We start from the raw sequence: 23,040 nt of genomic DNA, 5'->3' as shown, positions 1-23,040 counted from the left end.
AGGAGACACAACATGGCACAGAAGTCCAAGGCCTACCGGGCCGCGGCCGAGAAGATCGAGCCCGGCAAGTACTACACCCCGGCCGAGGCCGTCGCGGTTGCCCGCGAAACCGGCTCAAAGAAGATGGATTCGACCGTCGAGGTTGCGCTGAAGCTCGGCGTCGACCCCCGCAAGGCCGACCAGATGGTGCGCGGCACCGTCAACCTGCCCCACGGCACCGGCAAGACCGCTCGCGTCATCGTGTTCGCCACCGGCCCCGCGGCCGAAGCGGCGATCGCGGCCGGCGCTGACGAGGTCGGCGGCACCGAGCTCATCGAGAAGGTCGCCGGTGGCTACACCGCCTTCGACTCGGCCGTCTCGACGCCCGAGCTCATGGGCCAGGTCGGACGCCTCGGTAAGGTTCTCGGCCCCCGTGGCCTCATGCCGAACCCCAAGACCGGCACCGTGACCCCCGACGTCGCGAAGGCCGTGACCGACATCAAGGGCGGAAAGATCGAGTTCCGCGTCGACAAGCACTCGAACGTGCACTTCGTCGTGGGCAAGACCGGCTTCACCGCCGAGCAGCTCACCGAGAACATCACGGCGGCGCTCGACGAGGTCGTTCGCCTCAAGCCGTCGAGCTCGAAGGGTCGCTACATCCAGAAGGGGTCTGTTTCGACCACCTTCGGACCGGGCATCCCGCTCGACGTCAACATTTTCTAGTCCCGCGCGCGGGTGACCGCGCTGCGTGACTCGCGAAGGCCCCGCCCCGGCGGGGCCTTCGTCGTTTCCGGGTGTTTCTCGGTGCAGGCGGGGCGTTTTGGGGCGTCGGCGACGCGTTTTGGGGCGTCGACGACAGGCAGGGCGATCTGGTGCGCGAGTGTGCAGTTGTGGCTCCCAAACCCGCAAGCGCAGAGCCACAACTGCGAACTCGGCCGCGTGCCTAGCGCGTGGTGGCTGTTCGATGGCGTGCTTGGCGCGCGGGCTGTTCGGTGGCGCGCCCGGCGCACGGGGTTGCTCGGTGGTGCGCCCCGGTTTTACGGTCGTGGCGGGTCGGCGATGTCCGCGACGTGAGCAGGATGCGGTGACACGCCGTCGGAAACCGTCGCGTCTCGGTGCGTCCGCGCATCCTGCTCACCTGGCGGACGCGAGCGCGTGACGCGGAATCCGCCGCGCGAGTAACGGAGGGGTGACGGTCTGTGCGGCGCGCAGCGCCCGTGCAACAACGAACAGTGGGACCGCGCGGTGGGCGGCGCGCAGTGTCCCGGCGCAAACCAGTGGCAGGGCCGGGCGACCGCGGCTACTCGGCGACGGTGAGGACGAGCTTTCCGCGCACGTGGCCGCCCTCGAGCAGTCGGTGGGCGTCGGCCGCCTCGGCGAGCGGGAAGGTGCGGTCGACGTGCACGCGCAGGTCGCCCGAGTCGATGAGCCGCGCGATGACGGCGAGCGTCGACCCCGAGGGGGCGACGCGGTACCCCGTAGCGCGCACACCGGCGGCGGAAGCCTCCTCGTCCATGGTGCTCCAGCTGCCGGTGGGCGCGTTGACCAGCAGCCCGCCCGGCCGCAGGACGCGCAGCGACCGCGACCCGGTGTCGTCGTGCACGTTGCCGATGAGGTCGATGACGACGTCGACCTCGTCGATCGCATCCTCGAACCGCTCGGCGGTGTAGTCGATGACCCGTGAGGCCCCAAGTTCGTGCAGCCAGCCGACGTTGCGTTGCGACGCGGTGGCGGTGACACGCGCGCCGAAGTAGGCGGCGAGCTGCACCGCGAAGTGACCGACGCCTCCGGCGCCCGCGTGGATGAGCATCCGCTGGCCGTCGTGCGCGCGCGCGACGTCGACGACCATGCCCCACGCGGTGAGCGCGGCGAGCGGCACGGCGGCTGCCTCGACGGGGCTCAGCGTGGTCGGCGCCGGGGTGAGGAACGCCTCGGGCACGACGGCGTACTCGGCGTACGTTCCGTCGAGTCGGGGCACCATGGTCATGCCGTACACGCGCCGCCCCGGCTGGAGGGGATGCGCCTGATAGGGCGATTCGACGACCTCGCCGCACAGGTCGTAGCCGAGGATCGTCGGGTACTGCCGGATCGCTCGCGACACTCCGCGCCCGGACCGTGTCTTCGCGTCGATCGGGTTGACCCCGGCGGCGAGCACCTTGACGAGCACCTCGGCGTTGGCGCGCACCGGCATCGGCGCATCGATCGACTGCAGCACCTCCGGCCCGCCGATCTCGGTCATCGCCACCGCGCGCATCGTGGTCATCCCCGTACCTGCCGTTCCTGGTCGCCGCGTCGTTGCCTTCCCATTGTGTCGTGTACGTGTTTCGCGCGTGTCACGACGACGCGGCCCGGGGGTGAACAGGGGGGGGGGGGGGGGGGCGGGCGCAGACGTGACGTGCGTCGTGATCGCGGGCCAGCATCCCGTAAAGGATGCGCGTAGCCGGCTCATAGGATTGCCACAGTTTACGCATAGCCGGCTCCGCAGAATTGAGTCCATGACCGAGACCAATACCCTCCCCGAACCCCCGCGCCTGACCCGCCCTGACGGCTCGCCCGTGCGCGCGCTCGTCGTCGACGACGAACCCTCGCTCGCCGACCTCGTGTCGATGGCGCTGCGCTACGAGGGCTGGGATGTTCGCACCGCGTTGACGGGGGAGGACGCGGTCGCCGAGGGGCGCACCTTCGCCCCCGACATCGTCGTTCTCGACATCATGCTGCCCGACATCGACGGCATCGAGGTGATGAAGCGGATGCGCACCGACGGCCGCGACGTGCCCGTGCTGTTCCTCACGGCGAAGGACGCGGTCGACGATAGGGTTGCCGGCCTCACCGCCGGCGGCGACGACTACGTCACGAAGCCGTTCAGCCTCGAAGAGCTGGTGGCCCGCCTGCGCGGGCTCATCCGCCGCAGCGCGAGCGTCGTGAGCGAGAAGGCCGACCCCGAGATTCGCGTCGGCGACCTGGTCTTGAACGAGGAGAGCTACGAGGTCCGCCGCGGCGACACCGAGATCGAGCTCACCGCGACCGAGTTCGAGCTCCTGCGCTACCTCATGCGAAACCCTCGCCGCGTGCTGTCGAAGGCGCAGATTCTCGACCGGGTCTGGAGCTACGACTTCGGCGGCCGCTCGAGCATCGTCGAGATCTACATCTCGTACTTGCGCAAAAAGATCGACACCCTGGGCCCGCCCATGATCCATACGGTGCGCGGGGTCGGCTACCTGATCAAGCCGGTCTCGTAATGCTGGGCCGGTGGTCGCTGCAGCGCCGCCTCATTGCGGGGATCCTCGCGCTGCTGGCGCTCGCCACCCTCGGCATCGGCCTCATCAGCACCGTCGCGGTGCGCTCGGCCCTCGTCGCCCAGCTGGATGACGAATTGCGCGAAGTCTCCAGTCGCGTGCAGTTCGTCGTCGGCACTCGCCCGGCCGACCCCCGGCTCGGCTTCACGCCCGGGTTGCCGGTCGGCAGCCTCATCGCGTTCGTCTCGCCGGGCGGGCGAGTCAGCGCCGCCTATCTCGACGAGGCCGCGCGCGTGCAAGAGCTGTCACCGCTGCAGCTGCGGGTTCTCGCCGACACGACGCTCGACCGCCCCCGCACGGTGCGCTTTCCGGGCATCAGCGGCGAGTTCCGCGTGCTGGCGACCGAGCTGCCGAGCGGGTCGACCCTGCTTGTGGGCCTCTCGACGCGCGAGGTGGTCGTGACGACCAGCCGTCTCGGGGCCGTGATCACGATCATCCTGGTCGGAACCCTCACCGTTGCCGCGGTGCTGGGTCGCGAGGTGGTGCGCCTCGGGCTCGGTCCTCTCACGCGAATCCGCGAGACGGCGACGCAGATTTCGCGCCAACCTCTCGACCGGGGTGCCGTCGATCTGCGCGACCGCATCGCCCAGATCGATACCGATCCCGAAACAGAGGTCGGTCAACTGGGCGGCGCGTTCGCCCGGATGCTTGTGCACGTTCAGCGCTCGCTGGACGCCCGCGAGGCGAGCGAGCAGAAGGTGCGTCGGTTCGTCGCGGATGCGAGCCACGAGTTGCGCACGCCGCTGGCGGCCATTCGCGGCTACAGCGAATTGACGCGACGCGGCGGGCACGAGCTGCCCGATGACGTCCGGCACGCGCTCAGTCGCATCGAAAGCGAGTCGGTGCGCATGTCGGGGCTCGTCGACGACCTGCTGCTGCTTGCCCGGCTCGACGAGGGGCGGCAGCTGGCGCGCGATCGCGTCGACCTGAGCCGGCTGCTCGTCGACGCCGTCGCGGATGCGCGCGCCACCTCGCCCGATCACGCCTGGATCGTGCGCGTGCCGGAGGAGCCGGTGACGGTGCTCGGTGACCAACCGCGCCTGCACCAGGCTGTCGCGAACTTGCTCGCCAATGCCCGCGTCCACACTCCGCCGGGAACAGAGGTGACGGCAGCACTCGGCACGCTCGAAGGCCGGGCGATCGTCACCGTCACCGACACGGGCCCTGGCATTCCCGACGAGGTACAGCCGGTGCTGTTCGAACGCTTCGCGCGCGCCGATACCTCGCGCTCTCGTGCCACCGGATCCACGGGGCTGGGCCTCGCCATTACGGCCGCTATCGTGCGCGCTCACGACGGCGTCGTCGATGCCGTCTCGGAGCCGGGCCAGACCGTGTTCCGCGTACGGCTGCCTCTCGCGCCGGACGCCTAGGCTCGAGCGCATGCAGATCATCGTCACCGGTTCTCGCGGCAAGCTCGGAGTCGGCGTTGTCGCGGCGCTCCGCGAGGCCGGCCACCGCGTCATCGAGTTCGACGCGCGCGGCGAGCGCGGCCCCGACAGCGTGCAGATTGACCTCACCGACTACGGCCAGGTTGCCGACGCGATCGCGGGTGTCGAGGAGCGTCACTCCGGCGTCGACGCCGTCGTGCACCTCGCCGCCGTGCCGGCCCCCGGCATCGTGCCGGACACCGCGCTCATCACGCAGAACCTCACGATGACGATCAACGTGTTTCAGGCCGCGCGCCGCGCCGGCATCTCGCGCATCGTTCACGCCTCCAGCGAGACCCTGCTGGGCATCCCGATGGCGATCGACCCGCCGTACGTGCTGCTCGATGAGGCCGCGCCGACGCGCCCGGAGTTCATGTACGCGGTCGGCAAGCACCTCGAGGAGGAACTCGCCCGCAAGCTCGTGCGGTGGGACCCTGCGCTGCGCATCACCGGCCTGCGCTTCAGCAACGTCATGGCGGAAGAGGATTACGCCGAGTTCCCGTCATGGCAGCACGACACGAGCGTCAGACGCTGGAACCTGTTCGGCTACATCGACCGCCGAGATGGCGGGCAAGCCGTGCTGCGCGCGCTCGAGAACGCGGCACCGGGCTATGACACCTTCATCATCGCGGCGGCCGACACCGTGATGGAGCGCCCGTCGGTCGAACTCCTCGACGCCGAATTCCCGACCGTGCCGCGCTCACGCGACATCGTCGGCCGCGTGACGTTGCTCGACATCACGCGTGCCCGCGACGTGCTCGGCTACGCGCCGCAACATTCCTGGCGCGACTATGTGTAGCCCCCAGCGGGCACGCGTGACGTCGAGTCGGCTCAGTCTTCGCCCTGCGCCTTTGTGAACGACGGCTCGCCGTCGAATTCTTGAAGCAGTTCGACGTGCATCCACGTGACGCGTGATTCGACCCGCGCAAGCAGGTCGCGAATGGCCGCTCGATCGAGGTCGCCGTCACCGCGCTGCATGAACCGGCAGCGGTAGTGATCGACCATGTCGATGTTGGTGTTGCCGTCGGGGTACACCTTGGTGCCGCGGTTGGAGATCATCTTCAGGTACACGGCAGCGTCGCTCGTGGCGGCCTCCAGCTCGGGGCCGAGCTCGTGGGGGAGCATGCCCGACTCGATGAAGACGTCGACGCCCACGACGCGGCGCGACGTCGGGGTGACCGTGACGGGGTTCTCGACCGGGCTTGGCAGCGCGAGCGGCCGACCACGGCGAACGGGGTAGCCCTCGGCCGATCGGCCGAAGTTGTCGATGATCGCCGAGGCGAAGTCGGTCGTCGAGACCCCCGAGTCGTAGCCGACGACGTCGCCGGTCAGAGTGCCGGCGCCGACCGTTGCGAACAGGGCGTTCTCGATGGTCTCGGCCTCGTCCACGTGCCCCAGGTGCTTCAGCATCATGACGGAGGACAGAATCACCGCGGTCGGGTTGATCACGTTCTGACCGGCGTACTTCGGCGCCGATCCGTGCACGGCCTCAAAGATCGCGACGCCGGAGCCAAGGTTGGCCGACGGCGCGAAGCCGAGCCCGCCGACGAGGGCGGAGGTGAGGTCGCTCAGGATGTCGCCGTTCATGTTGGTCGTGACGATGACATCGAACTGCTCGGGACGCTTCACCAGCTGGTGAGCGGCGTTGTCGATGATGATGTGACGCGCCTCGATGTCGGGATACTCGGGGGCGATGCGCTCGAAGGTGCGCTTGAGCTCACCCTCGGTGAGCTTCATGATGTTCGACTTGGTCGCGCAGGCGACCGAGTGGCGACCCTCGCTGCGCGCGTACTCGAACGCGGTACGCACGATCTTCTCGGAGCCCTTGCGCGAGATCAGCTTCAGACACTGGGCGACGCCCGGCGTCTGCATGTGCTCGATGCCCGCGTACAGGTCTTCAACGTTCTCGCGCACGACGACGAGATCGATGCCTGAGCCGGAGTACCGGGTCGTCACCCCGGGCAACTCGCGCACGGGGCGAATATTGGCGTAGGTCTCGAACAGCTTGCGCAGGGTCACGTTCGCCGACTTCTCGCCGAAGCCCACGGGCGTGCCCAGCGGGCCCTTCAAGACGGTGCGGGTGCGGGTGATCGAGTCGATCGTCTCCTGGGGCACGCCGCTGGCGATGCCGCGCCGGAAGACGGTTTCTCCCGCTTCCTGCTCGTCCCACTCGATGGGGGCGCCGCTGGCGTCGATGATTCGACGTGCCGCGGCGACGCATTCGGGTCCGACACCATCGCCGGGGATCAGGGTGACCTGCGAGGCCATGAATTCTCCTTTACGGGGGATGAACGACGACAACAGCAGAATCATATTGCATGTATCGCAAATCCTCAATAGGGGGCGGTGACGAGAATTTGGTCGCCGGGGGGTGCATCCCGTAGGCTGATCGAGCCCAAGACCGCTGGTCATCGGCGTGTCCGCGTGCGGACACAGCGATTGAAAGCTCGCAGACGCTCCCCGGAGCGCGTGTGACGGCCCGCGCAGGTGATTCGAGAACTTCGCACGCGAGCGAAAGCCGCGCGTGCATCCATGAGGCTCCGAGCGCTTGCGCCGGAGCCTTCGCCATTTCTGCGGTGCGGTCGGCGGGCACACACCCACGACACAAGGAGCACCATGGCGAACAAGGAAGCAACGGTCGCCGAGCTGAAGGAGATCATCTCCGGCTCGTCCGCCGTCCTGCTCACCGAGTACCGCGGCCTCACGGTGGCGCAGCTGAAGACGCTGCGTAACACCCTCCGTGAGAACGCGTCCTACGCCGTGGTGAAGAACACGCTGACCAAGATCGCGGCCAACGAGGCTGGCATCGACTCGCTCGATGACATGCTCGCCGGACCCACCGCGATCGCGTTCGTTCACGGGGACCCCGTGACGGTCGCCAAGGCTCTGCGCGACTTCGCCAAGGCCAACCCGGCCCTGGTGGTGAAGGGCGGTTACTTCGACGGTAACCCGCTCACCGCCGCCGAGGTCACCAAGCTGGCCGAGCTCGAGACCCGAGAGGTGCTGCTGGCGAAGTTCGCCGGTGCCGCCAAGGCCTCGCTGTTCGGTGCGGCATACATGTTCAATGCGCCGCTCGCGCAGGCCGCTCGCGCGGTCGACGCCCTGCGGCAGAAGCAGGAATCGGCCGGCTAAGAACGCCGCTCGACCCACGATCCACACACACCCCGCATAACAAGGAGAAATCATGGCCAAGCTCACCACTGACGAGCTCATCGAGGCGTTCAAGGAGCTGTCGCTCATCGAGCTCAGCGAGTTCGTGAAGAAGTTCGAAGAGGTCTTCGAGGTCACCGCTGCTGCCCCCGTCGCCGTTGCCGCTGCTCCGGCCGCCGGTGGTGCCGGTGGCGCCGCCGAGGAGGTCGAGGAGAAGGACTCGTTCGACGTCGTTCTCGAGGCCGCTGGCGACAAGAAGATCCAGGTCATCAAGGAGGTCCGCGCGCTCACGAGCCTCGGCCTCGGCGAGGCCAAGGCCGTTGTCGACGGTGCGCCCAGCACCGTCCTCGAGGGCGCCAACAAGGAGACCGCCGAGAAGGCCAAGGCTCAGCTCGAAGAGGCTGGCGCCACCGTCACGCTCAAGTAGTCACCTCCCCCGCATCGGGGGATTCGCCACGACGCCCCGCATCGACTTCGGTCGGCGCGGGGCGTCGTGCGTTAAGGCTCGCGGCGCGCCGCCGTCGACTGGCGCACGATCAGCCGCGTCGGCAGCACGACGTGCTCGTCGGGGGTCGGGGCGTCGAGGTTCTCGATCTGGTGGATGAGGAACTCGACGGCGCGGTCACCCTGCGAACCGGGCTGCTGGGCGAGGGTCGTCAGCCCGAACATCTCGGCCATGGGGTGGTTGTCGATGCCGATGATCGAGAGGTCCTGCGGAACGGAGATGCCGAGTTGGCGCGCCGCAATCATGATGCCGATGGCGATCTCGTCGCAGCCGGCGAAGATCGCTGTGGGGCGCTGGCGGGGGTCGCCGAGCAGCGACAGCCCCACCTGGTAGCCGCCCGGCACCGAGAACTCGGCCTCGCGGAAGTCGTCATCGAGGGTCAGCCCCGCGTCGGCGACGGCGCGCGTGAAGCCGTCGTACCGGCTGCTGTGCACCCGGAAGTCCATCTGCTCGCTCTGATCGCCGCCCACGTGCATGATGCGGGTGTGACCGAGGCTGATGAGGTGTTCGGTTGCAAGGCGCGCGGTCTCGACGTCGTCGATCGAGAGCGACGGGATGCCGGCGATGCGGCCGCCGATCCCGGCGAGCGGCTTACCCAGCGCCTGCAGCATCTGCACCTCGTGCGAGCTGAGGGCGATGGCCACGGCGATGACGGCGTCGACGCGCTTGCGCACCAGGAAGTAGTCGAACACGCGCCGGCGCAGCTCGGTGTCCATGCTGAGGCGGTACAGGGTCAGGTCGTAGCCCGAGCGAATGAGCGCCTTCTCGATGCCCTCGAGCACCTCAGCGAAGTACCAGCGGTTGATGTACGGGATGACCACACCGACGTTGCGCGTACGCCCCGTGACGAGGCTCGCCGCGGTGGAGGAGACGACGTAACCAAGCTCGGCCGCGGCCGTTTCGACCCGCCGACGGGTCTCGGTCGAGACGTAGCCGCGCCCGCTGAGCGCGCGAGACGCCGTCGACTTCGACACCCCCGCGATGCGGGCCACGTCGGCCAGGATGCTCATGCCTCGTCGGTCCTCCATTGGACGCCGGTTGCGCGCGGCTCGCCTCGCCGCGTCACGTATGCATCCGGAGTGTAGCCAAAATCTGGGCGGTCTGGAACCGGTGCCAGAAATTCCGGTGCGTGTCGGGGGCTCAGCCCTGTGCATCCGTCTGGATGCTCGATGAGCGTTCCACAACGGATCGATAACGGCGCGCGAATAGGCGGTTGCGCGGCCGTGGTTGCTGACGTAACGTTCCACCTGGAACCGGTTCCCTACGACGACGTGAAACGGCGAAGAGGGGGCCTGGGCCCGTCACCTGCACCAACCCACGTGCGGCGCACTCGACGCCGACGTCCGACCCTCAATGAGGAGGAAACACATGAGTTCCACCCTCCGACGCCGGCTCCTTCTGCCGGCAGCGGCGATCGGCGCTTTCAGCCTGGTTCTTGCCGGCTGTGCCGCCGACTCCGAGACCCCGGCGCCCGGCGGCAACGGCGGCACCGGTGGCGGCGACGCCAACTGTGCCGAGTACGAGCAGTACGGCGAGTTCTCGGGCCAGACGGTCGAGATCTACGCGACCATCATCGACGTCGAGGCCGACAACCTCGTGACGAGCTGGTCCGACTTCGAAGACTGCACCGGCATCACGATCAACTACGTCGGAACGCAGGAGGCCGAGACGCAGATCAACGTGCGTGCGGCCGCCGGCGACGCGCCCGACCTGATGATCATCCCGCAGCCGGGCCTTCTGCAGCGCCTGATCGAAGACGGCTACGTCGTGCCGGCCCCCGAGGCCGTCGAGGCGAACGTCGACGAGTTCTGGAGCGAGTCGTGGAAGGGCTACGGCACCGTCGACGGCACCTTCTACGCCGCCCCCCTCATGGCGAGCGTCAAGGGCTACGTCTGGTACTCGCCGAGCGACTTCGCTGAGAACGGCTACGAAGTTCCCACCACGTGGGACGAGATGGTCGCCCTGACCGAGCAGATGACCGAGCGCAACGAGGGCGCATACCGCCCCTGGTGTGTCGGCTTCGGCTCGGGTGACGCGACCGGCTGGGTTGGCACCGACTGGGTCGAGGACGCCGTGCTGCGTCTCGCCGGCCCCGAGACCTACGACGCGTGGGTCGCCGGTGACACCCTGTTCGCCGACCCCGAGATCGTCGACTCGATCAACCTCGTGGGCGACATCATGCTCAACCCTGAATTCGTCAACGGCGGTTTCGGTGGCGTGAGCTCGATCGTCTCGACCACCTTCCAGGACGCTGGTCTCCAGATCCTCGACGGCAACTGCTCGCTGCACCGCCAGGCATCGTTCTACGAGGCCCAGTGGGGTGACGACGTGACCGTCGCGCCGGATGGTGACGTCTGGGCCTTCCTGACCCCGCCGATCAACGCCGAGGACGGCTTCGCCGTCACCGGTGGTGGCGAGTTCGTGGCCGCCTTCAACAGCGACGACGCCACGGCGGCCGTGCAGGCCTACCTGTCGAGCGACACCTGGGCGAACAACCGCATTGCCCTCGGCGGTGTGATCTCGGCAAACCAGGGTCTTGACCCGCAGCTCGCCAGCTCGCCGCTCGCGGTGCAGTCGATCGAGATCCTGCAGGACCCGAACACGGTGTTCCGCTTCGACGGCTCTGACCTCATGCCCGCCGCCGTCGGCACCAGCTCGTTCTGGACCGGCATGACGGACTGGGTGCTCGGAGAGCTCACCACCGACCAGCTTGTCACCTTCATCGACGGGACTTTCCCCCGCTGATCTGACCCGCTGATCACCACCTGAACTCGGCCCACCGGGAAACACTTCTCGGTGGGCCGAGTCGTCAGGTAGCGTGGCCTCAAACCAATGGAGGTTTACCCGGCATGACTGCTTTCTGGGCTGACTTATTCGACAAATTCGGCGTCATGGTCGTCGGCCTTGTGGCCTTCGCCGCAGTCGTCGGAATCGTCCTCTTCCTCGCCGACCGGGCCCCGAAAAAGGGCCGAGACTTCTGGCAGCTTCTCGCCTTCGTGTCGCCGGCGATGATCCTGCTCGCGATCGGTCTCATCTACCCCGCGATCCGCACGATCTACCTCTCGTTCACGAACCGCTCCGGTCGTGAGTGGGTGGGCCTCACGAACTACGAGTGGATGTTCACGCAGCCCGAGATCATCACGGTGCTCGTCAACACCCTCATCTGGGTGGCCCTCGTTCCCACCCTGTCGACCATTTTCGGCCTCGCCTACGCGATCTTCATCGACAAGTCGCACGGCGAAAAGATCCTGAAGTCGCTCGTGTTCATGCCGATGGCGATCTCGTTCGTCGGTGCCGGCATCATCTGGCGCTTCGTGTACGAGTACCGCGAGCAAGGCTTCGGTGAACAGATCGGCATCCTGAACCAGCTCATCGTCTGGTTCGGCGGCGAACCGCAGCAGTTCTTGCAGAACTCGCCGTGGAACACGTTCTTCCTGATCGTCGTGATGGTCTGGATCCAGACCGGTTTCGCGATGGTGCTGCTCTCGGCCGCGATCAAGGGCGTTCCGGTCGAGATCACCGAAGCCGCCCGTCTCGACGGCGCCAACGCGTGGCAGCAGTTCCTCAACGTGACGCTCCCGGGTATCCGCGGCACCCTCGTGGTCGTCATCACGACGATTTCGATCGCCACCCTGAAGGTGTTCGACATCGTCCGGGCGATGACCGGTGGCCAGTTCGGCACCTCGGTCGTCGCCAACGAGATGTACACGCAGGCGTTCAACCGCGGTGAGATCGGTCAGGGTTCGGCGCTCGCGTTGATCCTGTTCGTGATGGTCCTCCCGATCGTCATCTACAACGTTCGCGTCATGCGCAAGCAGAAGGAGATCCGATGACCGAGGCAGTGGAGAAGGCTGAGGCGAAGCTCGACCGCCCGCTTGGTCAGCGCAACGACTACACCGCCGAGGGTGCGGTCGCTCGCCAGTTCCGCAAGTCGAAAGAGAAGCTGACGAGCCCCTGGGCGACGGCGGCGGCGATCGTCATCGCGGTGATCTGGACGATCCCGACGTTCGGCCTCCTGGTCTCGTCGATTCGTACCCCGACCGAGATCCGCACGACCGGCTGGTGGACCTGGTTCGTGAACCCGTCGTTCACGTTCGACAACTACGCCGACGTGCTGTTCGCATCCGGCGCATCCAGCGCCAACCTCGGGCAGTACTTCGTCAACTCGCTCGTGATCGCCATCCCGGCCGCGATCTTCCCGATCGCGATCGCGACGATGGCCGCGTACGCGTTCGCGTGGATCAAGTTCAAGGGCGCCGGCGCGATGTTCGTGCTCGTCTTCGCGTTGCAGATCGTTCCCCTGCAGATGGCGCTCGTGCCCCTGCTGCAGATCTTCTCGCAGGTGCTCGGCATCTCAGGCACCTTCCCGGCGGTGTGGATCGCGCACACGATCTTCGGTCTGCCGTTGTGTATTTTCCTGCTGCACAACTTCATCTCTGAGATCCCCGGCGAGGTGATCGAGGCGGCGCGCGTGGACGGTGCGAACCACACGCAGATCTTCTTCCGCATCATCATCCCGCTGTCGCTTCCGGCGCTCGCGTCGATCGGCATCTTCCAGTTCCTCTGGGTCTGGAACGATCTGCTGGTGGCGCTCGTGTTCTCGGGCGGCACGGTCGACGTCGCGCCACTGACGCAACGCCTGGCCGAGCTGGTCGGTAACTTCGGCCGCAACCAGGAGCGCCTGCCCGCCGCGGCATTCATCTCGCTGGTGGTGCCGTTGATCGTGTTCTTCAGCCTGCAGCGCTACTTCGTGCGCGGCCTGCTGGCGGGCTCGACGAAGGGCTAGTCCGAACCTCAGCAGAAACCCCGGTGGCCCCACTTAGGCTCAGCGCATGAGCATGGGTGGTGGCCGCCGGGGTTTCCGTGTGTCGAGCGGCGACGTCGACGCGCAGCGGGCCGAGAACGCGGCCGCCCCGCGCATCCCGAACCTGCTCGGGCGGATCGCCGAGCTGTTTCGCCCGCACCGGGTGACGCTCGCCGTCACGATCGCGCTCGTGCTCGTCAGCGCGGGGCTCAGCGTGCTGCCGCCGCTGCTCACCCAGCGCGCCTTCGACGAGGGGCTGTTCCCTCCGGAGGGCGCGCCGAACATCCCCCTGCTCGTGCAGCTGGTCGGCCTCATGGTGCTGTTGTGGATGCTCAGCGCCGGTCTCGGAATCGGCCAGACGTATCTGACGGCGACCGTCGGCAACAGCGTCATGGCCGAGCTGCGCGTGAAGCTGTTCGCGCACTTGCAGCAAATGGAGTTGGCGTTCTTCACCCGCACGAAGACGGGCGTCATCCAGTCGCGCCTGCAGAATGACGTCGGCGGTGTCGCGAGCGTGTTGTCGAACACGGTCTCGAGCGTCATCGGCAACACCGTTACCGTGATCGCGGCGTTCGTCGCCATGCTGCTGCTGTCGTGGCAGCTCACCCTCGTCGCGGTCGTGCTGCTGCCCGCACTCGTCGCCGCCCAGCGCCGGGTCGGCATCGTGCGCGCCAAGATCGCGGGGAGGACGCAGGAGTCGCTGAGCGACATGACCGCGATCACGCAGGAAGCCCTGAGCGTCTCGGGCATCCTGCTCGCCAAGAGCTTCGACCGGCAGCAGGCCGAGGTCGACCGCTACCGCGACGAGAACGCCGTGCAGCGCCGTCTGCAGGTGCAGCTGCAGATGTCGGGGCAGTGGTTCTTCGCGCTCGTCAACGTCTTTCTGAGCGTGATCCCCGCGGTCGTGTACCTCGCGGCGGCGTTCCTCATCGAGGCGGATATCGCCGTCACCGCGGGCACGCTCGTCGCCTTCACGACGGTGCAGGCCCGCCTCACGTTCCCGCTGCTCGGCCTCATGCGGGTCGCGCTCGACCTGCAAACCTCCGCCGCGCTGTTCGCCCGCATTTTCGAGTACCTCGACCTGGTTCCGTCGATCACGGAGACGGACCGCGCGGTGGATGCTCCGCGCGATTCCGTCGGCAGCATCCGGTTCGAGTCGGTCACCTTCCGCTACCCCGACGCCGAGGCCGGCGACGGGCCGCCCACACTCGACACTGTGTCGTTCGCCGTCGAGCCCGGGCAGTTCGTGGCGTTCGTCGGCCCGTCGGGGGCGGGCAAGACCACCATCTCGTACCTGATCCCGCGGCTGTACGAGGCGAGCGAAGGGAGGGTGCTGTTCGCCGGGGTCGACGTGCGGGAGCTGCGCCGCGCATCCCTGATTGCGGAGGTCGGCATCGTGAGCCAGGAGACCTACCTGTTCCACGCCTCCATCGCCGAGAACCTGCGCTACGCGAAGCCGGAGGCGAGCGAGGCGGAGCTGGAGGCGGCCTGCCGTGCGGCGAACATCCACGACACGATTCACTCGTTCCCCGAGGGGTACGACACCGTCGTCGGCGAGCGCGGCTACCGGCTGTCGGGCGGCGAGAAGCAGCGCATCGCCATCGCGCGCGTGCTGTTGAAGGACCCGCCGGTGCTGGTGCTCGACGAGGCGACGAGCGCGCTCGACTCGACGTCGGAGCGCATCGTGCAGCGGGCGCTGGATGCCGCCGCGCGCGGCCGCACGACCGTCGCGATCGCGCACCGGCTGCCGACCGTGGTGGGGGCAGACGTGATTCACGTGCTCGACGCGGGGCGCATCGTCGAGAGCGGCACGCACGCCGAACTGTTGGCGCTCGGCGGGCTCTACGCCACCCTCGTCGAGCAGCAGCGCACCGACCAGGCGCCGCTCACCGAGGATTAGCGGCGGGCCTCGAGCAGCTCGGTCATGTAGTCGAGTTCGCTCTGCTGCACGCGCACCATTCCGCCCGCGAGGTCGAGAACGACGGGATGCTCGCTGCGCTCGATCACGGCGGCCGCCATCTCGACGCCCCCCTGATGGTGGGCGATCATCAGCTCAAGGAAGAGGCGCTCGGCTTCGACGCCGTCGGCGTCGCGCAGCTGCTGCATCTGCTCGGGGGTCGCGAGCCCCGGCATCGGCTCGCCGGGCACGTGCGAGTGCTCGGCCGTGCCGTCGTGCGACTCGTGGCTTCCGCCGTCGAAGGCGGGGCGGGTCATCCACGTCATGCTCGGCTCGGGCGACGCGGCCGGCAGCCCCCACAGCTGCAGCCACGCGGCCATCTGGCCGATCTGCTGCATCTGCGCGGTCGCCATGTCGAGCGCGAGGAGGCGAATGTCGTCGCTGTCGGAACGGTCGCGCACGAGCAGCGCCATCTCGACGGCCTGCGTGTGGTGCGTCTGCATGTCGCGCGAGAAGCCGGCTTCGGCGCTCGTGTTCGACGGGATCGGCCCGCCCGCGGTCGGCGCCGTCACGCGGCCGAGCAGCACGCCCGCCACGAGCGCGACCAGCACCAGCACGGCGCCGCCCAGCAGCAGCCGCAGCCGTGCCGACTGACCGCCGTTCGCGGTCGTCTCGCCTGACGCGCCCGCCTCACTCATGGCTAGCTGACCCGTCCGGGGCCGTCGAGGGCGTTCGAGCACAGCGCGCCCGGCTCGGGGGCGGCGGGCGACAGCCAGTACTTGTCGATGAACTGGCCGATGCGCTCGTCGCCCGGCTCGTCGACCTGCACGCGCGCACCCCAGGCGCTCGCGATGATCGGCGACTCGAGGCCCGCGATCGGCGAGACGATCGCGTGGCGGTCCGGGGCGAGGCGGCGCAGTTCGGTCAGCTGCTCGTCCGAGATCTGGTCGGGGTCGTAGGCGAGCCACACGGCGCCGTGCTCGAGCGAGTGCACGGCGTACTCGACGGGCTGCTCCTCCTCGTAGACGCCGCAGTTCAGCCACGATGGGTTGTGCGGTCCGCCGGCGGGCGGCATGACGTCGTACTGCACCGGGTCGGTGGTGTGCGTCGGGTCGAGGCCGGGGAACAGCTCTTCCCCCTCGATCTCGATCGCCGCGCGCTCGGCCGCGGTTAACGGAACCTGCGGCTCGGGCCGCGTGGCGTTCGACACGACGACGGTGATGACGATGCCGAGGACGGCCACGACGGCGGTGGCCGAGAGCACGATGGCGATCAGCCGCCCGCGCTTCTCTTTCTTCTGCTTCGCCTTCAGGGCGGCCACCTTCTCGGCACGGCGCTTCTCGCGCTGCTGCTTGACGGTGAGGCTCTCGTCGTTCGTCACGGACGTCTCCAACGGGTACAGGATGCTCGGGGCGGGGTGCTGCGCGCACCACGCGATGGCACGCACTCTCTTATTCTCCCACCAGACGTTGGCAGACGCTGGGACGGGCCGCGTGCATCCGGGCCGCCGGTAGGCTCGTGTGCATGAAATACGCCGCCGCGATCACCGACCTGATCGGCGACACGCCCCTCCTCCGCCTCAACAGGGTCACCGAGGGAATCAGCGCCACCGTGCTCGCGAAGGTCGAGTATCTGAACCCCGGAGGGTCGTCGAAAGACCGCATCGCGATCCGCATCATCGACGCGGCCGAGCGCGACGGGCTGTTGAAGCCCGGCGGCACGATCGTCGAGCCGACGAGCGGCAACACGGGCGTCGGCCTTGCCCTTGTCGCTCAGCAGCGCGGCTACAAGTGCGTGTTCGTGCTGCCCGACAAGGTGGGCGAAGACAAGCGCAACGTCTTGACCGCCTACGGCGCCGAGATCGTCGTGACGCCGACGGCCGTCGCACCCGACGACCCCGAGTCGTACTACTCGGTGAGCGACCGGCTCGCGCGCGAGATTCCGGGCGCCTTCAAGCCGAACCAGTACGCGAACCCGAACGGGCCGCGCAGCCACTACGAGACCACCGGCCCCGAGATCTGGCGCGACACCGACGGCCGGGTGACGCACTTCGTCACCGGCGTCGGCACGGGCGGCACCATCACCGGCACCGGGCGCTACCTGCGCGAGATCAGCGCCGACCGTGAGGGCGGCCGCGTGCAGATCGTCGGCGTCGACCCCGTCGGCAGCGTCTACTCGGGCGGCACCGGGCGCCCCTACCTCGTCGAGGGCGTCGGCGAAGACTTCTGGCCGGGCGCCTACGACCCGTCCGTCACCGACCGCATCGTGGCCGTCAGCGACCAGGACTCGTTCGACATGACCGTGCGGCTTGCTCGCGAAGAGGGGCTGCTCGTCGGCGGTTCGTGCGGCATGGCGGCCGTCGGCGCCCTCGAGGTCGCCCGCGAGCTCGGCCCCGACGACGTTGTCGTCGTGCTGCTTCCCGACGGCGGGCGTGGCTACCTCGGCAAGATCTTCAACGACCGGTGGATGCGCGCGCACGGCTTCGCGGCGCCCGCAGGCACACCGACGGTGCGCGACCTGCTCGGCGAGCCGCTGCGCGCGCTCGCCCACGTGCGGCGCGAGCACACCGTCGCCGACGCGGTCGCGGCGCTCGAGGCGCACGGCGGCGCAGTGACGCTGCCGGTACTCACGGGCGAGCTGCCGCCCGTGCTCGGCGAGGTTGCGGGCTCGGTGTCGACCGCCGGGCTGTTGCGTGCGCTCGCCTCGGGCGACGTAACACCGGGCGACCCGGTGACCGCGGCCATGGGCCCGGTTATGCCCGTCATCGGAGCCGGCGAAAGCCTCGAGAAGGCCCGCGAACGCTTCGGCGAGCGTGGCGCAGGAGGTCTTCCGCCCGAAACCCTGCTCGTGCTCGACGGGGGCAACCCGATCGGGCTCGTGACCCGCGCCGACCTGCTGCACGCGCTCGCCTGAGGACATCGATGACCACGAACGACAACCACGGATTCTCGACCCGCGCGATTCACGCGGGGCAAACCCCCGACGAGACGACGGGCGCGGTCATCCCTCCCGTGCACTTCTCGACGACGTTTGCGCAAGACGGCATCGGGGGCTTGCGCAATGGCTACGAGTACGGTCGTGGCACCAACCCGACGCGCGACAGCCTGCAGCAGCAGCTCGCCGCGCTCGAGGGCGGAGCGCACGCCTTCAGCTTCGCGTCGGGGCTCGCCGCCGAAGACGCCCTGCTGCGCGCGGTGCTTCAGCCCGGCGACCACGTGCTGATGGGCGACGACGTCTACGGCGGCACCCACCGGCTCGTGCGCCGCATCTTCGGGCAGTGGGGCATCGGCCTCACCACGATGGACTTCAGCGACCTCGACGGCGTGCGCACCATGATCGGCCAGCTCGCGCCGAAGGTGCTCTGGCTCGAGACCCCGTCGAACCCGCTCATGAAGGTCACCGACGTGACGGCGCTCGCCGAGATCGCGCACGACGCGGGCATCCTCGTCGTGGTCGACAATACGTTCGCCACGCCCTACCTGCAGACCCCGCTCGCGCTTGGCGCCGACGTGGTCGTGCACTCCACGACCAAGTACCTGGGTGGCCACTCCGACGTCGTGGGCGGCGCTCTGGTGCTGAACGACGACGAGCTCGCGTCGCAGGTTGGCTTCCAGCAGTTCGCGGCCGGCGCCGTCTCCGGCCCCATGGATGCGTGGCTCACGACCCGGGGAATCAAGACCCTCGCCGTGCGCATGGACCGCCACTGCCACAACGCCCAGGCCGTCGCCGAGGCGATGGTGGGGCACGCCGGGGTCGCGCGGGTGCTCTACCCGGGGCTCGATTCGCACCCGGGGCATGAGTTGGCGGCGAGGCAGATGCGCGGTTTCGGCGGCATGGTGTCGCTCGACCTCACGGGCGGGGAGGGCGCTGCGCGCCGCTTCTGCGAGAGCCTCGAGGTGTTCACGCTCGCCGAGTCGCTCGGCGGCGTCGAGTCGCTCGTCAACTACCCGAGCGAGATGACGCACGCGTCCGTGCGGGGTACGGCGCTGGAGGTTCCGGCCTCGATCGTGCGGCTGTCGGTCGGCATCGAGGACGCGGCCGACCTCGTTGCCGATGTCGAGCAGGCGCTCGCGCGTCTGTAGCTCGACGAGACACGGCCGTGCCGGCGCATCCGACCCCCGAGAAACGTTCGGGGTGCATAATGGCGCCAGCGCAATGTGAACGTACACATCGCGCGCACCCGAACGGACGACGATGACCACCGACACCACCACGGCGGAACCGGAGCGCACGCGCGCGCCCAACATCCGCGACGTGGCCCGCGTGGCCGGGGTGTCGTACCAGACCGTCTCGCGGGTACTCAACGACAGCCCCAACATTCGTCCAGAGACCTTGGCGCGGGTGCGCGCGGCCATCGACGAGCTGGGGTATCGCCCCAACCAGGCCGCACGCGCGCTCGTCACCAGTCGCTCGCGCACCATCGGGGTGCTCGCATCGCAGACGGTGCATTACGGGCCTGCCACGAGCATCCAGGCGATTGAGACGGCGGCGCGCGAAGCGGGCTACCGCCTGTCGATCACGAACATCAGCTCGAGCGAGTACGCGTCGATCAAGTCGGGGCTCGACTACCTGATGTCGCAGTCGGTCGAGGCGCTCATCGTGATCGCCCCGCAGGTGCGCGTGTTCGAGGCGATCACCGACCTGCAGGTGGGGGTGCCCTATGTCACCCTCGAGTCGACCGGGTCAGACGCCAAGCACTCGCTCTGGGTCGACCAGGTCACCGGCGCGCGCATGGCGACGAGGCACCTCATCGACCTCGGGCACGAAGAAATCATGCACATCTCGGGCCCGCAGGACTGGATCGAAGCCGAGGCGCGCATGCAGGGATTCCTGCGCGAGCTGGACGACGCGGACCTGCGCACTCGGGCGCCGATCCTCGGCGACTGGACGGCGCACTTCGGGTACTACGCCGGACTCGAACTGCTGCGGTACCGCGACTTCACGGCCGTGTTCTGCGGCAACGACCAGATGGCGCTCGGCTTCATCCACGCGTGCCGCGAGTCGGGGCTCGACGTGCCGGGCGACATCTCGGTGGTCGGGTTCGACGACATTCCCGAGGCGGCGCACTTCGCGCCGCCGTTGACAACGGTGCGGCAGAACTTCGCCGAGATCGGGCGGCGGTCGATCGAGCTGCTGCTCGGGGAGCTGCGCGGCGACACCGACCTCAGCCACGAGCCGGTGCGGCCCGAGCTGATCGTGCGCCACTCGACGGCGGCGCGGCGCTCGTAGCGCGTAGCGCGGGGCGTGCGCGTCTCCCCGTGCCCCCGCGCGCTCCCGCCTGTGCCCCCGCCCCCGCGCAACGCACGCCGAATGGTGCGCTACACATGCAACGTTGCGCGTGCGCTGCACCATTCGGCGTGCATTGCGGCGTGCGCGCGCTGGTGGGGCCTCGGCGGGCCCCAGTCCGCGGCGCGGCCGGGATGCGCGGGGCCGGCACCGCGCATCCGCCCCGTTACCGAAGTGTGACCGTTTCGCACGGGCGTCCCACTTGACAGATGTGACCGTTTCGTCTGTAGAGTGCACTCACGCAATGTGAACGGTCACATCGGACGGTCACAGCGCCACCCACCCCCGTACCACCCCGACAACGGAGTCACATGAGCCCCGCCCCCCTGAGCCCTGAGGTGCAGGTCGCCATCGCCCGCGTGCGCGAAGACGTCGCTGCCCTGCACGGCGAGCTGGTGCGGTACGGCCTCGTGGTGTGGACGGGCGGCAACGTCTCGGGTCGGGTACCCGGCGCCGACCTTTTCGTCATCAAGCCGTCGGGCGTCGACTACGACGACCTCGACCCGGCCAACATGATCCTCTGCACGCTCGACGGCGAGGTGGTGCCGAACACCCCGGGTAGCGACCGCAGCCCCTCGAGCGACACGGCGGCGCACGCCTACGTGTACCGGAACATGCCCGAGGTCGGCGGCGTCGTGCACACCCACTCGACCTACGCGACGGCGTGGGCCGCCCGCGGCGAGGCGATCCCCTGCGTCATCACGGCGATGGCCGACGAGTTCGGCGGGGAGATCCCCGTCGGCCCGTTCGCGATCATCGGCGACGACTCGATCGGCCGCGGCATCGTCGAGACGCTGACCGGACACCGCTCGCGCGCGGTGCTCATGCAGAACCACGGCCCGTTCACGATCGGCACGGATGCGCGTGATGCGGTCAAGGCCGCCGTCATGCTCGAAGACGTCGCCCGCACGATCCACATCGCCCGCCAACTCGGCGAGCCACTGCCGATCGCGCCCGACGCGATCGACTCCCTCTTCGACCGCTACCAGAACGTGTACGGCCAGCCCGCGGGGGAGGCGCGATGAGCGCGTCCGCGACCCGCGAGCCCGCCGACGTGATCGCCGCTGGCCGCGCCGCGCTCGGCATCGAGCTCGGCTCGACCCGCATCAAGGCCTGCCTGGTCGACGCCGACAACCCCGCCCGCGTGCTCGCCACTGGCAGCCACGAGTGGGAGAACCAGCTCGTCGACGGCCTCTGGACCTACTCGCTCGAGGCCGTGCACGAGGGCCTTGCGGCTGCGTATTCCGCCCTCCTCGCCGAGACCCGCACCCGCTTCGGCGTCGCGCCGACGGCGCTCGCGGGCGTCGGCGTCTCGGCGATGATGCACGGCTACCTCGCCTTCGACGCCGACGGCGCCCTGCTCACCCCCTTCCGCACGTGGCGCAACACGAACACGGGCCCCGCCGCTGCCGAGCTGTCGGCGCTGTTCGGTACGAACATCCCGCTGCGCTGGTCGATCGCGCACCTGCACCAGGCCGTCACCAACGCCGAGGCGCACGTGCCGCACATCGCCCACGTCACGACGCTCGCCGGCTACGTGCACGAGCAGCTCACCGGCGAACGGATGCTCGGAGTCGGCGACGCGTCCGGCATGTTCCCGGTCTCCCGCGACTCCGCCGGCCGACCCCAGTACGACCCCGAACTTATGGCCCGCTACGACGCCCTGCTGGCCGAGCGCTACCCGGCCGCGCGCGCCGCCCTGCCGGGCCTTGGGGAGGTGCTGCCGAGCATCCGGGTGGCGGGCGAGACCGCCGGTCACCTCATCGAAGCGGGCGCCCGCCTGCTCGACCCCGCGGGCACCCTCGCCGCGGGCGCACCCGCCGCGCCGCCGGAGGGCGACGCCGGCACCGGCATGGTCGCGACGAACGCCGTCGCCCCGCGCACGGGCAACGTGAGCGTCGGCACGAGCATCTTTGCGATGGTGGTGCTCGACCGCCCGCTCGCCTCGCAGCACGCCGAGCTCGACCTCGTCACCACCCCGGCCGGCGACCCGGTCGCGATGGTGCACTGCAACAACGGCACGAGCGAGCTGAACGCCTGGGTGGGAACGTACCGCCGCTTCGCCGAGCTCGCTGGCACCCCCATCGACGCCGACGCCGCCTACGCGCTGCTGTTCGCCGAGGCGCTGGAGGGCGCGGCCGACGCCGACGGCGTGCTCGCCTACAACCAACTGTCCGGTGAGCCCGTTGCCCACCTCGACGCCGGGCGCCCCGCCGTCGTACGCACCCCCGACAGCCGGCTGACGCTCGCGAACGTCATGCGCGCGCAGGTCTACGGCGTCTTCGCGACGCTCGCGATCGGGATGCGCGCCCTCCACTCCGAGAACGTCGCCATCGACGCGCTCTATGCGCACGGCGGCATGTTCCGCACGCCGGGCGTCGCCCAGCGCTTCCTCGCCGCCGCGCTGGATGCCCCCGTCGGCGTCGCCGCGAGCGCCGCCGAGGGTGGGGCGTGGGGCATTGCCGTCCTGGCTGCGTTCACCGCGCAGCGCGCTGCCGACGCGCACACCGACGCCAACGCAGCGACGCTCGACCTCGGCGCCTACCTCGGCGCCTACCTCGATTCCGCCGTGTTCGCCGGCGCCGACACCCACCTGACCGCCCCGCTCGCCGACGACGTCGCGGGCTTTTCCGCCTACCTCGACCGCTACGAGCCGGGCCTCGCCATCGAGCGCACGGCAGCCGAGGTGATCTGAC

At 69.0% G+C, this 23,040-nt stretch carries 20 protein-coding genes; 15 read left to right on the top strand and 5 right to left on the bottom strand.

Annotated elements, in window-relative coordinates:
• Positions 1-12 precede the first annotated feature (12 nt).
• Positions 13-702 (top strand): 50S ribosomal protein L1, encoded by a 690-nt coding sequence (gene rplA, locus EV140_RS06385; RefSeq protein ID WP_130282201.1) that lies wholly within the window; start codon positions 13-15, stop codon positions 700-702.
• Between the two features lie 577 nt (positions 703-1,279).
• Here rplA and EV140_RS06380 read toward each other — a convergent pair.
• The gene (locus EV140_RS06380; RefSeq protein WP_338418541.1) at positions 1,280-2,242 is read right to left on the bottom strand and encodes an NADP-dependent oxidoreductase; all 963 of its coding nucleotides are present in this window, start codon (positions 2,240-2,242) and stop codon (positions 1,280-1,282) included.
• Positions 2,243-2,474: 232 nt separating this feature from the next.
• On the opposite strand from EV140_RS06380, the gene EV140_RS06375 reads away from it, so the two are divergent.
• From EV140_RS06375 to EV140_RS06365, 3 genes are read left to right on the top strand one after another with little or no spacing between them, the layout of a single operon-like run.
• Complete coding sequence (locus EV140_RS06375) at positions 2,475-3,218, top strand: response regulator transcription factor (RefSeq protein WP_130282199.1); 744 nt, start codon at positions 2,475-2,477, stop codon at positions 3,216-3,218.
• The gene (locus tag EV140_RS06370; protein WP_130282197.1) at positions 3,218-4,645 is read left to right on the top strand and encodes a sensor histidine kinase; all 1,428 of its coding nucleotides are present in this window, start codon (positions 3,218-3,220) and stop codon (positions 4,643-4,645) included. The genes EV140_RS06375 and EV140_RS06370 overlap by 1 nt, the downstream gene beginning before the upstream one ends.
• Before the next feature lie 10 nt (positions 4,646-4,655).
• Positions 4,656-5,501: an NAD-dependent epimerase/dehydratase family protein gene (locus tag EV140_RS06365; RefSeq protein ID WP_130282195.1), complete on the top strand. Its 846-nt coding sequence runs from the start codon at positions 4,656-4,658 to the stop codon at positions 5,499-5,501.
• Between the two features lie 32 nt (positions 5,502-5,533).
• Here the strand turns inward: EV140_RS06365 and EV140_RS06360 are convergent, their stop codons facing one another.
• The gene (locus EV140_RS06360) at positions 5,534-6,970 is read right to left on the bottom strand and encodes an NADP-dependent isocitrate dehydrogenase (RefSeq protein WP_198674366.1); all 1,437 of its coding nucleotides are present in this window, start codon (positions 6,968-6,970) and stop codon (positions 5,534-5,536) included.
• A gap of 348 nt (positions 6,971-7,318) precedes the next feature.
• On the opposite strand from EV140_RS06360, the gene rplJ reads away from it, so the two are divergent.
• Both rplJ and rplL read left to right on the top strand, forming a co-directional pair.
• On the top strand, positions 7,319-7,834 hold the full coding sequence (rplJ, locus tag EV140_RS06355) for a 50S ribosomal protein L10 (protein ID WP_096423107.1): 516 nt from the start codon (positions 7,319-7,321) through the stop codon (positions 7,832-7,834).
• Between the two features lie 52 nt (positions 7,835-7,886).
• Positions 7,887-8,279 (top strand): 50S ribosomal protein L7/L12, encoded by a 393-nt coding sequence (gene rplL, locus EV140_RS06350; protein ID WP_096423106.1) that lies wholly within the window; start codon positions 7,887-7,889, stop codon positions 8,277-8,279.
• A gap of 71 nt (positions 8,280-8,350) precedes the next feature.
• Here the strand turns inward: rplL and EV140_RS06345 are convergent, their stop codons facing one another.
• Complete coding sequence (locus tag EV140_RS06345; RefSeq protein WP_130282191.1) at positions 8,351-9,367, bottom strand: LacI family DNA-binding transcriptional regulator; 1,017 nt, start codon at positions 9,365-9,367, stop codon at positions 8,351-8,353.
• A 358-nt stretch (positions 9,368-9,725) separates the two neighbouring features.
• Here EV140_RS06345 and EV140_RS06340 point away from each other — a divergent pair, with 358 nt between their 5' ends.
• The 4 genes from EV140_RS06340 to EV140_RS06325 all read left to right on the top strand — a co-directional run bounded on the left by EV140_RS06340 (position 9,726) and on the right by EV140_RS06325 (position 15,061).
• On the top strand, positions 9,726-11,102 hold the full coding sequence (locus EV140_RS06340; RefSeq protein WP_130282189.1) for an ABC transporter substrate-binding protein: 1,377 nt from the start codon (positions 9,726-9,728) through the stop codon (positions 11,100-11,102).
• 104 nt (positions 11,103-11,206) lie between these two features.
• Positions 11,207-12,190, top strand: coding sequence for a carbohydrate ABC transporter permease (locus EV140_RS06335; RefSeq protein ID WP_130282187.1), 984 nt, complete (start codon positions 11,207-11,209; stop codon positions 12,188-12,190).
• Positions 12,187-13,143 carry a carbohydrate ABC transporter permease gene (locus EV140_RS06330; protein WP_130282185.1) on the top strand — a complete coding sequence of 319 codons (957 nt, stop codon included), beginning with the start codon at positions 12,187-12,189 and terminating at the stop codon, positions 13,141-13,143. The genes EV140_RS06335 and EV140_RS06330 overlap by 4 nt, the downstream gene beginning before the upstream one ends.
• Before the next feature lie 46 nt (positions 13,144-13,189).
• A complete protein-coding gene (locus tag EV140_RS06325; RefSeq protein ID WP_130282183.1) occupies positions 13,190-15,061 on the top strand; it encodes an ABC transporter ATP-binding protein in 1,872 nt (623 codons plus the stop codon).
• Here EV140_RS06325 and EV140_RS06320 read toward each other — a convergent pair.
• Positions 15,058-15,756: a DUF305 domain-containing protein gene (locus EV140_RS06320; protein WP_130282181.1), complete on the bottom strand. Its 699-nt coding sequence runs from the start codon at positions 15,754-15,756 to the stop codon at positions 15,058-15,060. The genes EV140_RS06325 and EV140_RS06320 overlap by 4 nt on opposite strands.
• Positions 15,757-15,758: 2 nt before the next feature.
• Positions 15,759-16,505 carry a DUF3105 domain-containing protein gene (locus EV140_RS06315; RefSeq protein WP_130282179.1) on the bottom strand — a complete coding sequence of 249 codons (747 nt, stop codon included), beginning with the start codon at positions 16,503-16,505 and terminating at the stop codon, positions 15,759-15,761.
• Between the two features lie 77 nt (positions 16,506-16,582).
• On the opposite strand from EV140_RS06315, the gene EV140_RS06310 reads away from it, so the two are divergent.
• The 5 genes from EV140_RS06310 to EV140_RS06290 all read left to right on the top strand — a co-directional run bounded on the left by EV140_RS06310 (position 16,583) and on the right by EV140_RS06290 (position 23,039).
• Positions 16,583-17,971, top strand: coding sequence for a cystathionine beta-synthase (locus EV140_RS06310; RefSeq protein ID WP_130282177.1), 1,389 nt, complete (start codon positions 16,583-16,585; stop codon positions 17,969-17,971).
• A gap of 8 nt (positions 17,972-17,979) precedes the next feature.
• The gene (locus EV140_RS06305) at positions 17,980-19,140 is read left to right on the top strand and encodes a cystathionine gamma-synthase (protein ID WP_130282175.1); all 1,161 of its coding nucleotides are present in this window, start codon (positions 17,980-17,982) and stop codon (positions 19,138-19,140) included.
• 112 nt (positions 19,141-19,252) lie between these two features.
• A complete protein-coding gene (locus EV140_RS06300; protein ID WP_130282173.1) occupies positions 19,253-20,287 on the top strand; it encodes a LacI family DNA-binding transcriptional regulator in 1,035 nt (344 codons plus the stop codon).
• Positions 20,288-20,655: 368 nt separating this feature from the next.
• A complete protein-coding gene (locus EV140_RS06295) occupies positions 20,656-21,369 on the top strand; it encodes an L-ribulose-5-phosphate 4-epimerase (protein WP_130282171.1) in 714 nt (237 codons plus the stop codon).
• Positions 21,366-23,039: an FGGY-family carbohydrate kinase gene (locus EV140_RS06290; protein WP_130282169.1), complete on the top strand. Its 1,674-nt coding sequence runs from the start codon at positions 21,366-21,368 to the stop codon at positions 23,037-23,039. Before EV140_RS06295 ends, EV140_RS06290 begins: the two co-directional genes overlap by 4 nt.
• Position 23,040 lies beyond the last annotated feature (1 nt).

Source organism: Microcella alkaliphila (assembly GCF_004216855.1).
Taxonomy (GTDB): Bacteria; Actinomycetota; Actinomycetes; order Actinomycetales; family Microbacteriaceae; genus Microcella; species Microcella alkaliphila.
The sequence above is the reverse complement of the archived record's forward strand: the minus strand, read 5'-3'. Positions and strand labels throughout refer to the sequence as shown.

Excerpts from the sequence above, each read along its gene's own strand:
- rplA (WP_130282201.1), top strand. The coding sequence starts at position 13 with ATGGCACAGAAGTCCAAGGCCTACCGGGCCGCGGCCGAGAAGATCGAG.
- EV140_RS06380 (WP_338418541.1), bottom strand. The coding sequence starts at position 2,242 with ATGACCACGATGCGCGCGGTGGCGATGACCGAGATCGGCGGGCCGGAG.
- EV140_RS06375 (WP_130282199.1), top strand. The coding sequence starts at position 2,475 with ATGACCGAGACCAATACCCTCCCCGAACCCCCGCGCCTGACCCGCCCT.
- EV140_RS06370 (WP_130282197.1), top strand. The coding sequence starts at position 3,218 with ATGCTGGGCCGGTGGTCGCTGCAGCGCCGCCTCATTGCGGGGATCCTC.
- EV140_RS06365 (WP_130282195.1), top strand. The coding sequence starts at position 4,656 with ATGCAGATCATCGTCACCGGTTCTCGCGGCAAGCTCGGAGTCGGCGTT.
- EV140_RS06360 (WP_198674366.1), bottom strand. The coding sequence starts at position 6,970 with ATGGCCTCGCAGGTCACCCTGATCCCCGGCGATGGTGTCGGACCCGAA.
- rplJ (WP_096423107.1), top strand. The coding sequence starts at position 7,319 with ATGGCGAACAAGGAAGCAACGGTCGCCGAGCTGAAGGAGATCATCTCC.
- rplL (WP_096423106.1), top strand. The coding sequence starts at position 7,887 with ATGGCCAAGCTCACCACTGACGAGCTCATCGAGGCGTTCAAGGAGCTG.
- EV140_RS06345 (WP_130282191.1), bottom strand. The coding sequence starts at position 9,367 with ATGAGCATCCTGGCCGACGTGGCCCGCATCGCGGGGGTGTCGAAGTCG.
- EV140_RS06340 (WP_130282189.1), top strand. The coding sequence starts at position 9,726 with ATGAGTTCCACCCTCCGACGCCGGCTCCTTCTGCCGGCAGCGGCGATC.
- EV140_RS06335 (WP_130282187.1), top strand. The coding sequence starts at position 11,207 with ATGACTGCTTTCTGGGCTGACTTATTCGACAAATTCGGCGTCATGGTC.
- EV140_RS06330 (WP_130282185.1), top strand. The coding sequence starts at position 12,187 with ATGACCGAGGCAGTGGAGAAGGCTGAGGCGAAGCTCGACCGCCCGCTT.
- EV140_RS06325 (WP_130282183.1), top strand. The coding sequence starts at position 13,190 with ATGAGCATGGGTGGTGGCCGCCGGGGTTTCCGTGTGTCGAGCGGCGAC.
- EV140_RS06320 (WP_130282181.1), bottom strand. The coding sequence starts at position 15,756 with ATGAGTGAGGCGGGCGCGTCAGGCGAGACGACCGCGAACGGCGGTCAG.
- EV140_RS06310 (WP_130282177.1), top strand. The coding sequence starts at position 16,583 with ATGAAATACGCCGCCGCGATCACCGACCTGATCGGCGACACGCCCCTC.
- EV140_RS06305 (WP_130282175.1), top strand. The coding sequence starts at position 17,980 with ATGACCACGAACGACAACCACGGATTCTCGACCCGCGCGATTCACGCG.
- EV140_RS06300 (WP_130282173.1), top strand. The coding sequence starts at position 19,253 with ATGACCACCGACACCACCACGGCGGAACCGGAGCGCACGCGCGCGCCC.
- EV140_RS06295 (WP_130282171.1), top strand. The coding sequence starts at position 20,656 with ATGAGCCCCGCCCCCCTGAGCCCTGAGGTGCAGGTCGCCATCGCCCGC.
- EV140_RS06290 (WP_130282169.1), top strand. The coding sequence starts at position 21,366 with ATGAGCGCGTCCGCGACCCGCGAGCCCGCCGACGTGATCGCCGCTGGC.